The organism is Candidatus Leptofilum sp., from assembly GCF_965223285.1.
In the GTDB taxonomy this organism is placed as follows: Bacteria; Chloroflexota; Anaerolineae; order Promineifilales; family Promineifilaceae; genus Leptofilum.
Map to the genome: position 1 here is coordinate 3888913 of NZ_OZ244997.1, position 13804 is coordinate 3902716.

The following is a 13804-nucleotide window of genomic DNA, read 5'->3' on the forward strand; positions in this document are numbered from 1 at the left end:
TGGTAAAGGTAGAACGTATGGTTGTGGCTCTCTCTGGTGTAATGGGATACGGCCGTTTTCCGAAACAGTTGCTGAGAGAGCCACTTCAGAAAGGAGCTTTGTCGAAAAGGCCGTTGTTTTAGGGTATTATGATTGTGGTTGAGGGATCACCTCCTTTAGCTTGGGTAACGTCACAATTTTGGAGTTTGCCGCTCGATTGTGGCGTTATCTATTTGTCAATTAATAAATTTGTTTAACTTGCATTAATTGCTGTGGCAACTGCCACTTCCTCTAAAAAAATTTGCTTTGCTAATTGAACAGCCCCCCACAAGCCAGGGTTAAAATCTGGCGAGATAAGGTGCAAGTTTTCATCTAAAAGCAGTTCGGCAGCCAATGACGACTGTTGACGCAGGGTTGCCATCTCGCGCAAAATGGGTGCTAGAAAACGGTGACCACTGCGGGTAACGCCGCCGCCAAGCACAACTTTCTCTACGTCGTAACTCATGATGAGCCACTGAATGGCGCGTGCTAGGTATTGGCTGACATGCTTAACAACGTTTTGTGCCACAGGATGACCCTCATCAGCCAGGCAATACACATCGCCCGCGTGCCGGACCTGCGATTTTGTTTGTGGATTAATCGCCAGGAATTGCCGCACGATAGCCGGGCCGGAGACGATGGTTTCCAGACAGCCGTGCATGCCGCATTTGCATGGTTCGCCATCTGTCTCGACAAGCATGTGGCCGATTTCACCTGCCATGCCGTTGTGCCCTCGGTAAAGACGGCCGTTTAGCACCAAGCCAGCAGCAATCCCTGTGCCAATGCTAAGGTAAGCAATCGTTTGTACCGGTTCTGTTTGGCACAAATGATTAAAAGCACCAATCGCGGCTGTGCGTACATCATTTTCTAAGAATGTAGGCACTTTGAAATGAGCCGAAACAGCAGCCCCCAACGGATAAGTTTGTAAATTAAGGTTAACGGCCATCTGCACGATGCCTGTTGCCGGGTCCACTTGCCCCGGTACGCCCATGCCAATGCTCTCAATTTGCTGCGGTGTCGCATTGGCTTCGGTTAAGGCCGTGTGGATGGCACGGGCTATGGCGGCTAAAAGCTCATCAGGAGTGGCGGCGCGTGTGGGTAAGGTTGCTTTCCCTAGCAAAGTATTATTGCTATCCACCAGCAGGACGGCCGTTTTGGTGCCGCCTATATCTAATCCAACAAAAAGCTGCGCTGCCTGCATTTGGAAATCCTTAATTAGATAACGCCCAAGCCCTGACTTAAAATGAGTGCTGAGGCACCGAGCAAAACAAGATTTTCTTCAATGGTGGCGTACTGTACAGATGTGTCCACCGTCAATTTGGGCAAAACACGCTGGTTCATGCTGGTGCGTACTGCCTCCATAAACAGGTCGCCCAAACCGGCGACGTTGCCTGCAATTACAATTCGCTTCACGTTTAGAATGCCTACCAGATTGGCGACTGCTGTGCCTAACAGGGTGCCCGCCTGGGACACAATTTGTTGGGCGGTGGCATCCCCTTGCTGGCACGCTTGCTGCAATGTTTCCCAGGTCATGAGGTCGTTAGACGGCCGTAGCTGTGCCAGCAGAGCGTCGGGCTGCTTATTGGCTATGGCTTGCGCCTGGCGCAGCATGGCACGCACGCTGGCTACCGTTTCCAGGCAGCCATGATTGCCGCAAGAGCAGAGGTCGCCATTGTCTACTACGCTTACATGCCCAATTTCACCTGCGCCAAACCCTTCACCGTAGAAGATACGGCCGTTTAGCACAATCCCAGAGCCAATGCCCTGACCCATTTTTATTAAAACCAGGTTGCTGGTGTTGTGGTTACCAAAAGAGTATTCGGCCAGTGCCGCCAAATGGCTATCGTTGGCAATGTAGACAGGGCAGTTAAAGCGTTCTTGCAGCAAGTGTTGCAAGGGTAAATCATGCCAGTCGAGGTTAACCGACTGTTTGACCAAGCCAGCTGTTGCATTCACCAGGCCAGGGCTGCCTAATGCCAATCCCAGCACCGGGGCCGTGACGTTGGCCATTAGTTGGTCTACCAGTTCATAAACTAAATTGAGGGCAGATTCAGCGGTACGGCCATTTACTGGCACGCTCACTTGATGTTCAAAGTGGCCACGTAAGTTCACAACTGCACCAGCAAACTGCTCGTTGCCCAAATCCAGGCAAATAAGCTGACGGGCATCTTCAGCCATGTTGAGCAAAATGGGGGGCTTGCCGCCCAGCGATGGGCCATAGCCAGTTTCAGCTACCAAACCGTTGTCTAATAAACCTGACACAATGCTAGAAACTGTGGCGCGGGTAAGCCCAGTTATGCGTGCCAAATCGGCACGGCTGACATCGCCAGCATCGTAAATTGTCTTCAGCACCAAACGGGCGTTGTGCTGCTTGGTGTGCTGACGGGTCGCTTTTTTGGGAGAGGGTTGGGATTTAGCCATTAGATACCTGACTTAGTAAGTTCATTAAACATACTTACTAGTATAAACAAACAACTCTGTGTTCGTCAATACCCAGTTAGAAATTGGTCTATAAAAAGGGAGAATAACTTAGGGGATACGGCCGTTGCGGGCCAACTGAACGGCACCCCAGGTGCCGGGGTTGAAATTTGCAGGGAGCAGGTACAGCTTTTCTTCGCGTAACACACTGTCTGCCAAGCGGGACTGACGTCGCAGCAACGTTAGCTCTTGCAAAATGGGTTGGAAAAAAGCAGCGCCATTGTGGCTTACGCCGCCGCCCAACACCACTTTTTCCACATCATACAACATGAGTAATCGGTGGATGGCCTGCGCCAGATAATGACTGACGTTCTGCACGACTGTCTGTGCTGCTCCATTTCCCGCTGCCGCTAATTGGTAAATGTCGCCAGCAGTGTACGCTTTTTTGCTAGCAGCTGGCTCAATCTGAGCAAATTGACGCAAAATAGCTGGCCCAGAGACAATGGTTTCCAGGCAGCCACGCAGGCCACAGTTACACAACGCCCCACCTGGCGCAACCACAATGTGACCAATTTCACCCGCTAAGCCATTGTGACCGCGATAGAGACGGCCGTTCAAAATCACCCCCGCTGCAATCCCCGTCCCAACACTCAGGTAGACCATATTTTGCACAGGCTCGGCTGCATAGAGCTGCTTAAAGGCTCCAATAGCGGCTGTACGTACGTCATTTTCCAGGGTGATGGGGGATTTGAACCGGACGCCCAATGCTTGCCCCAGCGGGTACATCTGCAAATTGAGGTTTACGGCCAGATGTACAATGCCCGTGGCTGGGTCTACCTGCCCCGGCACGCCCAGACCAATGCGGCGGATGTGGGGCGGGGTGGCGTTGGCTTTCGCTAGAGCGGCGTGGATAGCGTCGCTGAGGCTGTTGAGCAGCACTTGAGGAGAGCTAGCCTGGGTTGGTTGTGTCAGATCGGCTAGAGCGAAACCTTCAGCATCCGTTACCAGAACGGCCGTTTTGGTGGCCCCCACATCTAAACCAACAAAAAGATGAGCTGCTTGCATACTGTTTTCTCTACCGCCAACTGCCAGGAAACCTGCGGCCCATGGCACAAACAGAGAATAACCGTCATTGCCAATTTCTACAACAACCGACCATTTATCGCGTATACTATTTTAGAATCTATCCGAAAAAGCCACAGAGGAAAAAGAGAAATCTGAGAAATGAACCTTTGCCTCTAATAGATAATTCAGTTAAAGATTTTACAACCTTATGAGGCTGGACAATATTTCCAGAGGCAATACGCTTCACAGCCAAAAAGTTGTTCAATTTCTAACTGATTGCTCTATAAGTTCTCTGTGAACTCTGTGGCCAATATTCGGACAGGTACTTAGCTGACTAAGCTATCTTAATGAGCAAGTAAAGCCTCGAGGAGGGCAAATATGTTTCAAAGACTTTCTAATAGTTGGGCGCTGGTCAAAGCAAGTTGGCGGGTGCTATTGGCAGACAAGGAGCTGATGATTTTCCCGGTGGTGGCCTTTTTCGCTTCAGTTTTGGTGATGATCACCTTTGCCGTGCCCACCGTTTTGGCAGGGGTGCTGGATACGGCCGTTGCCAACGGCAAACTCAGCATTTTTAGCTACATCGTGGCCTTTTTGTTTTATGCGGTGATGTATTTCGTCACTATCTTCTCTAACACGGCGTTGGTTGGTGCGGCGATGATTCGGCTGGAGGGGGGCGATCCTACCGTCAGCGATGGCTTTCGCATCGCTTTTGGCAAAATCGGCACCATTTTTGGTTATGCCGTGATTGCCGCCACTGTCGGCACCATCTTGCGCATGATTTCCGAACGCTCTGGCACCATTGGGCGTCTGGTTGTTTCGCTCATCGGCTTTGTTTGGAACATTGCTACCTTTTTGGTGGTGCCGGTGCTGGTTGTAGAGAAGGTTGGCCCAATTGACGCCGTTAAGCGCAGTGCATCTTTGCTAAAGGAGACCTGGGGTGAGCAAATAGCAGGGAACCTCAGCGTGGGGCTGGTTTTCGGGATTATCTCCTTCCTGGTTGTTTTGGCAGGGGTGCCACTCATCATTGTGGCGGTGGCTTCTGGTAGCGTGGCCTTGATTGTAACGGCCGTTGCTGTTGTGGTCTTGCTGCTGGTGGCCATCTCACTGGTGAGCAGCACGTTAAGTGGTATTTACACAGCAGCGGTTTACCGCTTTGCCACCACTGGCGACACGGGCGGCTACTTTGAAGCCGACATGGTGAAAGATGCCTTCAAGCTGAAATAATACTAACCTCCGGGAGGTTCTGCCCTAGAAGATACTGTTGACGGAAACCTCCCGGAGGTTTTGTTTTACGGCTGATAAAGCTCCGTTTCCGGGAAAAAAGCATACCAGCCAAACCAGTAGGCCAGATGGCCGTTAACCCGCTCCAGGGTTTCGCCGTCGGGGCCAACGAGGGCTTCTTCCGTCACCTGCCAGGGTCGGCCGTCTTCATCCACCACTTCAAAGTCATTTGCCCCAGGGAAGAAGCTGTGCTCGCCACGGGCAAAGGCGCGGATTTCAGCTCCAGACGTGTACGTAACCGGGCCGACACGTTGGCTAATGCCCTCCACCTCCACTATTTCACCAGCGGCAACGAGGGTAACGGCCGTTTCCCCCACCACATCATTTACTATTCGCTCCGCCAACAAATCCACCACCGGGTAGGCTTTAGGCATGTCATCCAGCCGCAGCGCGTACACATGATCCTTGTTGAAGAGCTGGTCGCTCTGCTGCCACACGGGGAACATCAGGCCATCCCGGAACAGCCGCTCGTCATTGGCAAAATAATCGCCGTAGGCAGCCCCAGGAACATATACACGGCTAAAGCCGGTTTCAATGTCTACCACCACGGTTTCTGGATGCTGTTCCTGCCAATCGGCCCAGGTAGTGAGCACCACCGGCAGCAAATTGAGCCGGATGTCGCCTGCGGCCAGTTCGCCCAGCACCGGCTCACCGGTTAGCTGGTTCCACAGTGTCAGGGTGCTGCGGTCGTACATCAGCTTGTTGCTGCGGAAGAGGAAGCCGGAGGAGCCAAAGGTGTAGGTAACGTCATTCCCTTCCAGGTCTACAGAACGGCCGTCGTAAGCCACTGCTGCGCCGCACAAGGTGCAGTAAGCCAGCGAAACAGGCACGCCCCCAACCACATCGTTAGCCATCTCATGCCAATCCAAAATGCGTAGCGGGTACGCGCGGGCATCCCCGTTAATGGCAATGCCAAAAACTGGCTCCCACGGTTCCAAATACTCTGCCTCAGCAGCAGATAGCATGTTGGGATTGTCTAGCGCAGGGATGCCGTCTAGCACCACGCCTCCCCACTGCACCTCTTCCACCCGAATTTTGGAGGGCTGACTATCTTGCAAAAAGAGGCCAAAGTAGGTGTCGATGCCTGCCAGCAAACGCCCTTTCCAACTGGCAAAGCCAGGCGGCGGGGTCAGGTCGGTGCCGCCGTACCAGGCAATCCAATCGCCCCAATTATCCCCCCAGCTTTGCCCACTCAACGCTTCCAGGCTGCTGACAATGTCGTCGAACGGTGGATACTGCACCAGACCAATTTGCCGCCCGCGCATCAGCTCGATGAGGACGGAGACAAATCGCTGATCCTCAGCAGCCACAATGCGATCCAGCGCATCTTGCGCATCCCCCGTGCCCCCCTCAGAAAGATTGAACATGAGGGAGCGGGCTTCTTCGTCGCCAATAGGGCCACTATTGGCGGTGTTGGGTTCAATGGCCTCACTGCTTTCACTTTCAGCGGGAACGGCCGTTGCCACCACTTCTGATTCTGATGCTTCCGACTCGCCTGACGGGGCCTCCGATTCATCGGTTGCGCTATCGGGATCGGGGGTGGCTGTGCCGCTGTTAGCAGGGCCGCAGGCTGACAGCAAAAGCAGCAAAATGATTAAGGGGATTGTTCGCAAAACAGACATGCTCTGCTCCTTTTTTGTAATGTTTTGAGTGGAGTATAGCAATAGATAAGGGTGTAGAGACGGCCGTTTCGCAACGTGTAATCTTTTGGTAATGTTCCTGTAAGCAGCCAACAAAAAAGGACGATTTGCCAAGCAGATCGTCCTTTAATTAAAAGTTGAAATTGGCGAAAGGATGCTTAGTTCGCGGTGAAGACGACGCTGTTTTCGCCGCCGTGTTCGTTGGTCCAGTAAGCATCCGCAGCTTCGTCGTTGTGCCAGTCGGTGCCATCCACCAGGTAGCGGAACTGGAACTGACCTTCTTTGGGCAGGCGAATTTTGGTGCGGAACGGCCCCTTTTTCACTTGCTTCATCTGAATGGGTTCCCAGCCATTGTGCTCAGAAACCAAAGCGACCTGGTCTGCATTTTCTACAGTCACCTCGAACGTGACTTCACATTCATCTTTCGTCTTAAAAAACTTTTTCTTCAACATGGGTTAGATACCTCCAAAAATACATTGTTCCATCGGAACAGTTATGTGCAATGTTAACAGGTTGATTTTCACGAGTAGCAGCAAGCGTGCTGCCAAAACAGCGCCGGATTATAGGCAATATAGTTGACGTGTCAAGTATTTTGGAAAAATAGACGCAAATCTTCGATTTTGCCCTCAAAACGGTAAATTTAAGGAGGGTGCTAGAGCAAAATTTCTCAAATTTTGCTCTAGCTATTCAGATGCACAAATGTCTAAATTTGGGTGCGTACTTTGGATTTTGGGGGAGCCGACGTCAGGAAGTCGCGGGCAAAACGTTCGTTATATTGGTTAATGAGCTGCTGAATACGGCCGTAATCCGCCCCAGCGACCAATAACCCGGCATGATACTTCTTGGGGAGTCGCCACACAATTTCAGGATCAACATATGCTGATAAATCGGGCTGTTCTTGCTGTGCCAGGCAAATAATGAGCCCGGCATAATCATTGCGGGGGACGAGAGGCTGGTATGCCTCGCCGCGCACGCTGGCCAAATCAATCCGCGCTGCCTCTTGCCAGAGGACAATGCCTGTGGCCGCTTCTACCAAGCGATCAATGTTGGCCCCCCCAACGCGAGCGGCCGTTTCCAAAAAGTAGAAACGGCCGTCCGCCTCTGCTTGAATAAACTCGGTATGGGCCACACCGCGCACCTGCCGCAACACCCGCATCAAATTTTCGTTGGCGGCAATGAGTGCCTGGTTGCTTTCGCTATTGCGTTCCAATGTGCGCGTGTTGAAGATGCCGCCCCCAGTAGTGACCGCCAGTGGCGGCGTACCGTACTGGCTAGCAATGGCAAAAACCACGTCGTTTTCCCAAATGAGCGAGTCGACATGGCAGACGTTGCCTGCTACAAACTGCTCTAGCAAGTAAAACGATCGTTGGTCGCCAAGCTCATTCACCGCCTGCCAGACAGCATCTGCTTCATGCAGCTTCCGGATGCCCACTGCGCCTGCCTCGAAGCGGGGCTTAAGCACCCAAGGGGGCGGCACCTGCTGGAGAAAGTCATGAAGATTGTCATTGTTGAAAACGGCCGTAAATGCAGGCACCAACACTCCTTCATCCCGCGCCCGCACCCGCATGGCCAGCTTATCCCGAAAATGGCGGGCTGTTGTCTCGCCCATGCCTGGAATGCGTAAATGCTCGCGCAGCGAAGCGGCCGTAGCCACATCATAATCGTCCAGAGCCACAATTCGGTCGATTTTCTCCGTGCGGGCCAGGTAGCTGACGGCATAAGTTACGTCCGGCTGCTTAGACAACTCTGGCATGATAAACCGTTCAGCAATAGCCTCCATCGGCCAATCGGGAAGATGGGCGGCTTCTTCAGAAACGAGCAGCAGCACGCGCGCATCCTGCCGTTTGGCCTCCAGCAGGTAAGGGATGCCTTTGCATTCGCTGGCAATTGCCAGAATCGTTATGGGGCGATTTTGGGACATCTTTTCTCTCCACAGGCTAGAGGTTTGCATACGGCCGTCATTTTACCTGCAAACTGTCTAGTATGGAAATTGAGTTTTCTATTGCTTTAGATGTGTCGGAAATTGGAATGCGAGATGGGCTTCATTTGAGTTAGTAGCTAACTTAGCTACTCTTTTTGAGTTTCTCTGCACCCTCACGGGTAATTTGAAAATGGTCAAAGTCGCGGGCGACGAAAGTGTTGGGAAAGATGGCTTGTGCTTCCTGGCGAATCATACGGCCGTTGTACCGTCGCGATAAGTGGGTGAGAATCAAGGTGTTGACGTTGGTTTCTTTAGCCAGGTGGGCTGCTTGAGCAGCCGTCATGTGGCCAAACTGGCGCGCCAGTTCGGCATCTTCCTCCAAATACGTGGCTTCTATCACCAGCGTATGGGCGTTTTGGCAAACGGGCAGCAGCTCCTCCACGCGCCCCACGTCCCCCACATGCACATATTTTGTGCCAGGTAAAGCATTCCCCAACACATCATTTGGCTGGATGATACGGCCGTCTGCCAACGTAACCGCTGCTCCTCGCACAAGCTCGGCCCGTTCTGGTCCAAATGGAACGCCCAAAGCGGCCGCTTTTTCGGCCAAAAAGGGGCGATGCTCCTTTTCTTCAAACACAAAGCCAAAGCAGTCTGGGCCACGATGCTGAACTGAGAAAGCTGACAGGGTAAACTTATCGTCCGCCATGATAACGCCCGGATGTATGTTGGTTAACTCGATGTGCAGCGGGGAACGGCCGTGGGGGAAAACCACCTGAAAGAGCAAATCAGCCACGCGACGCAGCGTACTGCGCCCAGCATAAATATCAACCTGCTCCATGTTTTCCCACCGTGCCAGCGTAGAGACAAACCCACCCAAGCCCAAAATGTGATCCAGATGCCCATGCGTCAGCAAAATCTTGTTCAGCCGCTTGAAGCCCAGGCCGCTGTGCAAAATTTGCCGCTGCGTGCCTTCGCCGCAATCAATTAAAAACCGATGCTCCCGATACAAAACAATATGCGCCGATAACCCCCGATAAACCGAAGGTGCCGAGGCAGAAGTGCCTAAAAAGATAAGTTCAAACATGGCCTTATTGTATCGGTGATTGCTGGTTTAGGGGATACTGATTTGAAGAAAGGCAGTTGGCCAAAACAAAGAAATCCCCTCAACGGGCTTGACGTTGAGGGGAAAGAAGGAGGTATGAAACCGTTTTCTTACACAAATTGCCAACAAATCGCTGACAATGAAGATGGCTCCCAACTGGGAGAGGGTTTAGTAAGCCCCGTCTCCTTTTAGAACTGCTGGAATGGTGCGCAGCAGAATTTTAATATCTAACCAAACCGACCATTCGGTGATGTATTGCATGTCCAAGGCGACGCGCTCGTCATAAGTGGTGTCTGAACGGCCGCTAACCTGCCACAGACCTGTTAAACCAGGCATCACCATCATTAGCGAGTTGCCATACTGACCGTACTTGTTCAGCTCATCGGGAGCGATGATGCGCGGCCCAATGAGAGACATATCACGTGCCAGTACGTTAAGCAGCTGTGGCAGTTCATCCAGGCTGAATTTCCGCAGAAATTTGCCAACCGGCGTAACGCGAGGGTCACATTTCAGCTTGTAATTTTTGTTAAGCTCCCGGCGTAGCTTAGGGTATCGTGCCAAGATTTCATCCCCGTTAACGTACATGGTGCGGAATTTGAAAGCGTCAAAAACACGGCCGTCTAGCCCTAACACCCGCCGCCGATGAAAGACTGGCCCTGGGGAATCTAACTTCACCATGATTGCCAGAAAAATAAACAGGGGGGCAATTAGCAGAAGGCCGGGCAGAGCTAGCATATAGTCAAGTGCAAGTTTCAAGGCACGATTGTACCGTGTTGCTGCCATCTGTTGTTCGTTATTTGCAGTATTTGCTTCCATGGTGGCCTTTTCTAGGAGTTGGCTTGTTTGTGTTGCTTGGATCAATGTTGTACTCCTATGAATGACTGCGATATATACGCTCGATGCTATCAAATCAGTGTTTTTAACTTTACACATAGTGTACGTAGGGCAACTTACGATGATGCTTACCAAAACTTAACGGCGGTTTTGCCTGTTCCAGGGGGGAAAGGCTTGCTATTTTTGTTGTAGAAAGGAAAGCGTAAGGTTGTTTGTAAGGGGAATTTAGAGCGGTAAATGTGGCTATACGGCCGTGGCCACGGCCGTACAAAATAAAATGGCAACAGCGCAAGCGACATTGAGCCACAAAATCTTCTTCTCTCGCTGCGTTAGCTTCTGCTGTTCGGTTTTGGCTAGCTGCGGCCGTTTGCCTGCCAATAAGGCGATCCGATCTGCTGCGGGATACAAGCTGAATTGCAAATAGACCGTCAGCGCAGCCAGGAGGCCAAAGGCAATGTGCTTCACCAGCATGGCCCAGGCCCAGGTGCTATCAATGACCATAAAGCCGCTGTAGTTTGGATCGTTGGTCATTTGCACAAAACCCGTGATGAGTAGCAAAACCAGGCTGATGTTTGCCCAAGGGGTGAGCTGTTTTTGCAACGTGAGCCAACTGTTTTCGCTGACGGCTCCCTTGCGCAGCGCAGGCCAGGCAGCTATTGCCATCAGCACCAGACTGCCAAACCAGATGACAGTTGCCAGCAAATGAATCCAGTAAGAGAAAACAAGAATCCAAAACATCACACACGTACCTTGGGGCATTTAGTGCCCATTCGCAGAATAAAGGCTTGTTACACAGCTTGGGATTGGCGAATGGGCTTGAAGTAGCTGTTCCCAAGCCGCTAAGCTAACTCCGAACAGCTACTTAGGCATTGTTTTAAGTGCCAGATAGGCTTGACGGGGCGTGCCATCCGGCCGCACAATCGACCACCAATATTGTTCATGCTCTTCGGGGTTCCAGGTGGCATCAGCCATGTAAATGGTGAAGATAGGGCCAATCCATGGCTGCCAATTTTCGCGGGCAAACTGGTACGCACCCATTAAATAATCCGCCTGCTGCTGCTCGGTTACGCCATGCCATGTGTAAGAAGGATGCAAATCTTGCTGCAAAATCCAGCCCGTTTCCAGGATGACGACTTGCTTGTCTGCATCCCCGTTGGCAACCATGATGTTGCGCATATCTTCCACGTGACGGAAGACGTTCCAGCGGTGGCCGCCCCACTCTTCATTCAAGCCTTCTTCAGGCGGTAATTCGGGTGGCGCTTTGTAGCCTGGGGCATTCAGGCCAAGCGCATCAAAATAGTCTGAGGCACCAGCCTCGTACATGCCTTGTAAAAATTCATCGTCTGGCATCGCAAGCGGCATTGGCCCACCTGTGGGTGCTAGTCCGGCGGACACCACAATTGCATTTGGGTCACCCGCCTTGATGCCCTCGTAGCATACGCGCAGCAGCTCGGTATACTCTGCTGGATTTGGCGTTTGTTCGCCCCATTCTCGATTGAGATTGGGTTCATTCCAAACCTGATAGGCTTGAATTTGCCCTGTGAAGCGGTTTGCTAAAGCAAAGCAAAAATCGCCAAAGTCTTGGTAGTTTGCTGGCGGCTGGTTTTGGGTAATTGGCTTATCTACCAATGCTTGTACGCTCCACAAGGGTTGATGGTCGATGCGAACCAGCAGGTTGAGATTGGCCTCATTTGCCTGCTGCACAATGCGTTCGGGACGGTACCAGTTGAATTCTCCTTTGGCATTGCCTTCAATGTCGCGCCAGGCGAAAACTTGCTTGACCCAGCCAAACTCCATCGCTTGCACCATTTCTAAGTCGCGGGGCAGCACATCATCTACATGCCACCATTGGGACAGGTGAACGCCGTATTCAGGGGAATTGAACAGTTGGCCGGAGGGGAGCTGAGGTGTGGGCGTGGGTACGGCCGTTCCGTTCATAACTATCTCTATGTCAGGTGGGGGTAACGTAAGGATGGCTTCTGGCGTAGCCGGTGCAGCTTCCTGCGTGGCATCTGTTTGGGAAGTGCTACAGCTTGCCAATAGAAGCATTACAAATAAATATCCAGTTACGATGCGAAAGAGGCGAGCGTTTGTCAAGGGAAATGAGTCATTGAGTCATTGAGTCATTCAGCAATTGTGAATGACTCAATAACTATTTTAAATTTAGTCTGGTTTTTCCATGTCTGCCACGGCAGCAAATGCCGGGCGTGGTGCACCATTGATGTCTACGATGCTGTACGGAACGGGGTCATCTTGCGGACCACTGCCCTTGTTGCCAAAGTCATAGTTGAACAAGAAGGCGAGCCAGACGTTGCCGGAAGCGTGCATTTGCTGGAACGCCTGCACAACGTAGGCGGCTTGCTCCTCCAGCGTGTTGTCCTGGGCAAAGGCAAATCCTTCGGGAACGACATCGTACCCCTCACTGCTGGCCCAGCCAAACTCAGTGACGCACAGCTTCATGTTGGGGTCTATCGCCTGGATTTTTTGGGCATAGGTGTCTAGCGTGGTTTTGAAACTCCAGCTATGGTGTGGATTGTCGAAGGGGCCTCGGAAAACGGCCGTTGCCGCCTCTGCCGTACTCCCTGCCTGATCAAATGCTACATCTGGAGCAATGTTGTACCCGTTGTGATGGGCACCTACGCAGTCGGCGTAGTTGAGCATACCGGCGGCCAGGGCTCGATCCAGATACTCAAAATCGTCGGCCCAGCGCACCCAATCACCCGTGCCAGTGGGGGAGAGTGCGCCACTAATGACGATGATGTCTGGGTCGGCAGCTTTGATGGCGTTGTAAGCAACCTCCAGAAAGCGGACGTAATCTTCTGGGCTAATACCATTGGTCGTTTGCCATTCGCGATCCAAATTTTGCTCGTTCCACACTTCGATGGCATCAATCTTGCCGGGGTGCCGATTAATTAATTCGGTGAGGAAGTTGGCGTACTCATTGTAATCGTCTGGCGGGCCGATGTGGTTGTTGGCCGCTCGCGTCCATTCCGGGGAGCCAACCACGCTCACCATCAGGTTCAGGTTGTGGTTGGCCGCTTCATCAATAACACCATCGTAGAAGAACCATTGGTCGGCATCGGGCGAGGGGTGGATGAGCCACCACTGTATTTGCATCTTTACCCAATCCAGACCAAGCTGCCCTTCTACCGTATCCATCGTGAAGATGGGGTCGCCCACTGTGGCGTTCCCATGAATCTGCACGCCGTAGCCGAATTTGTCGGCAGGCCACGGCCGTATTTTTACTTCTTCCACCATTTCTGGGGCAGACGCTTCTTCGCTGGTGGCTGCCTCACCTTCTTCAACCACCACGACCGGCGGCAGTGCTAACGTGGCCGTAGCGGCTGGTTCCGGCGTTGGCGGATTGGGCACAGTTTCAGAACTGGTGTCAGAAACGGCCGTTTCCGGTTCACTACCGCCACAAGCAACCAAAAGCAATAAAGTCCCAGCTAAAAATGCAAAACGCAGCCACTTATTCATAAATATCTCCTCATTGTCATGACATCCTAGCAAAAAGGCGCA

At 52.2% G+C, this 13804-nt stretch carries 12 protein-coding genes; 1 reads left to right on the top strand and 11 read right to left on the bottom strand.

All coding sequences use genetic code 11. The annotated features are described in order from the left end of the window. Positions 1-232: 232 nt before the first annotated feature. The 3 genes from ACOQPU_RS17520 to ACOQPU_RS17530 all read right to left on the bottom strand — a co-directional run bounded on the left by ACOQPU_RS17520 (position 233) and on the right by ACOQPU_RS17530 (position 3501). Positions 233-1219: an ROK family protein gene (locus ACOQPU_RS17520; RefSeq protein WP_420641119.1), complete on the bottom strand. Its 987-nt coding sequence runs from the start codon at positions 1217-1219 to the stop codon at positions 233-235. 14 nt (positions 1220-1233) lie between these two features. Then, a complete protein-coding gene (locus ACOQPU_RS17525; RefSeq protein WP_420641120.1) occupies positions 1234-2439 on the bottom strand; it encodes an ROK family transcriptional regulator in 1206 nt (401 codons plus the stop codon). 108 nt (positions 2440-2547) lie between these two features. After that, entirely contained in the window at positions 2548-3501 is a 954-nt protein-coding gene (locus tag ACOQPU_RS17530; protein WP_420641121.1) for an ROK family protein, read from the bottom strand. 378 nt (positions 3502-3879) lie between these two features. Here ACOQPU_RS17530 and ACOQPU_RS17535 point away from each other — a divergent pair, with 378 nt between their 5' ends. Beyond that, positions 3880-4725 (top strand): DUF6159 family protein, encoded by an 846-nt coding sequence (locus ACOQPU_RS17535; RefSeq protein WP_420641122.1) that lies wholly within the window; start codon positions 3880-3882, stop codon positions 4723-4725. 65 nt (positions 4726-4790) lie between these two features. On the opposite strand, the gene ACOQPU_RS17540 is transcribed toward ACOQPU_RS17535, so the two are convergent. From ACOQPU_RS17540 to ACOQPU_RS17575, 8 genes are all read right to left on the bottom strand, one after another. Further along, positions 4791-6404 carry a DUF3179 domain-containing protein gene (locus ACOQPU_RS17540; protein WP_420641123.1) on the bottom strand — a complete coding sequence of 538 codons (1614 nt, stop codon included), beginning with the start codon at positions 6402-6404 and terminating at the stop codon, positions 4791-4793. Positions 6405-6580: 176 nt separating this feature from the next. Further along, complete coding sequence (locus tag ACOQPU_RS17545) at positions 6581-6874, bottom strand: isoamylase early set domain-containing protein (RefSeq protein WP_420641124.1); 294 nt, start codon at positions 6872-6874, stop codon at positions 6581-6583. Between the two features lie 251 nt (positions 6875-7125). Next, complete coding sequence (locus tag ACOQPU_RS17550; protein WP_420641125.1) at positions 7126-8343, bottom strand: ATP-grasp domain-containing protein; 1218 nt, start codon at positions 8341-8343, stop codon at positions 7126-7128. 142 nt (positions 8344-8485) lie between these two features. Beyond that, positions 8486-9430 carry a ribonuclease Z gene (locus ACOQPU_RS17555; protein WP_420641126.1) on the bottom strand — a complete coding sequence of 315 codons (945 nt, stop codon included), beginning with the start codon at positions 9428-9430 and terminating at the stop codon, positions 8486-8488. A 186-nt stretch (positions 9431-9616) separates the two neighbouring features. Further along, positions 9617-10264 carry a sugar transferase gene (locus ACOQPU_RS17560; protein ID WP_420641127.1) on the bottom strand — a complete coding sequence of 216 codons (648 nt, stop codon included), beginning with the start codon at positions 10262-10264 and terminating at the stop codon, positions 9617-9619. Positions 10265-10525: 261 nt separating this feature from the next. Then, positions 10526-11020 carry a CopD family protein gene (locus tag ACOQPU_RS17565; RefSeq protein ID WP_420641128.1) on the bottom strand — a complete coding sequence of 165 codons (495 nt, stop codon included), beginning with the start codon at positions 11018-11020 and terminating at the stop codon, positions 10526-10528. 120 nt (positions 11021-11140) lie between these two features. Then, the gene (locus ACOQPU_RS17570) at positions 11141-12331 is read right to left on the bottom strand and encodes a hypothetical protein (protein WP_420641129.1); all 1191 of its coding nucleotides are present in this window, start codon (positions 12329-12331) and stop codon (positions 11141-11143) included. A 114-nt stretch (positions 12332-12445) separates the two neighbouring features. Then, entirely contained in the window at positions 12446-13762 is a 1317-nt protein-coding gene (locus tag ACOQPU_RS17575; RefSeq protein WP_420641130.1) for a hypothetical protein, read from the bottom strand. Positions 13763-13804 lie beyond the last annotated feature (42 nt).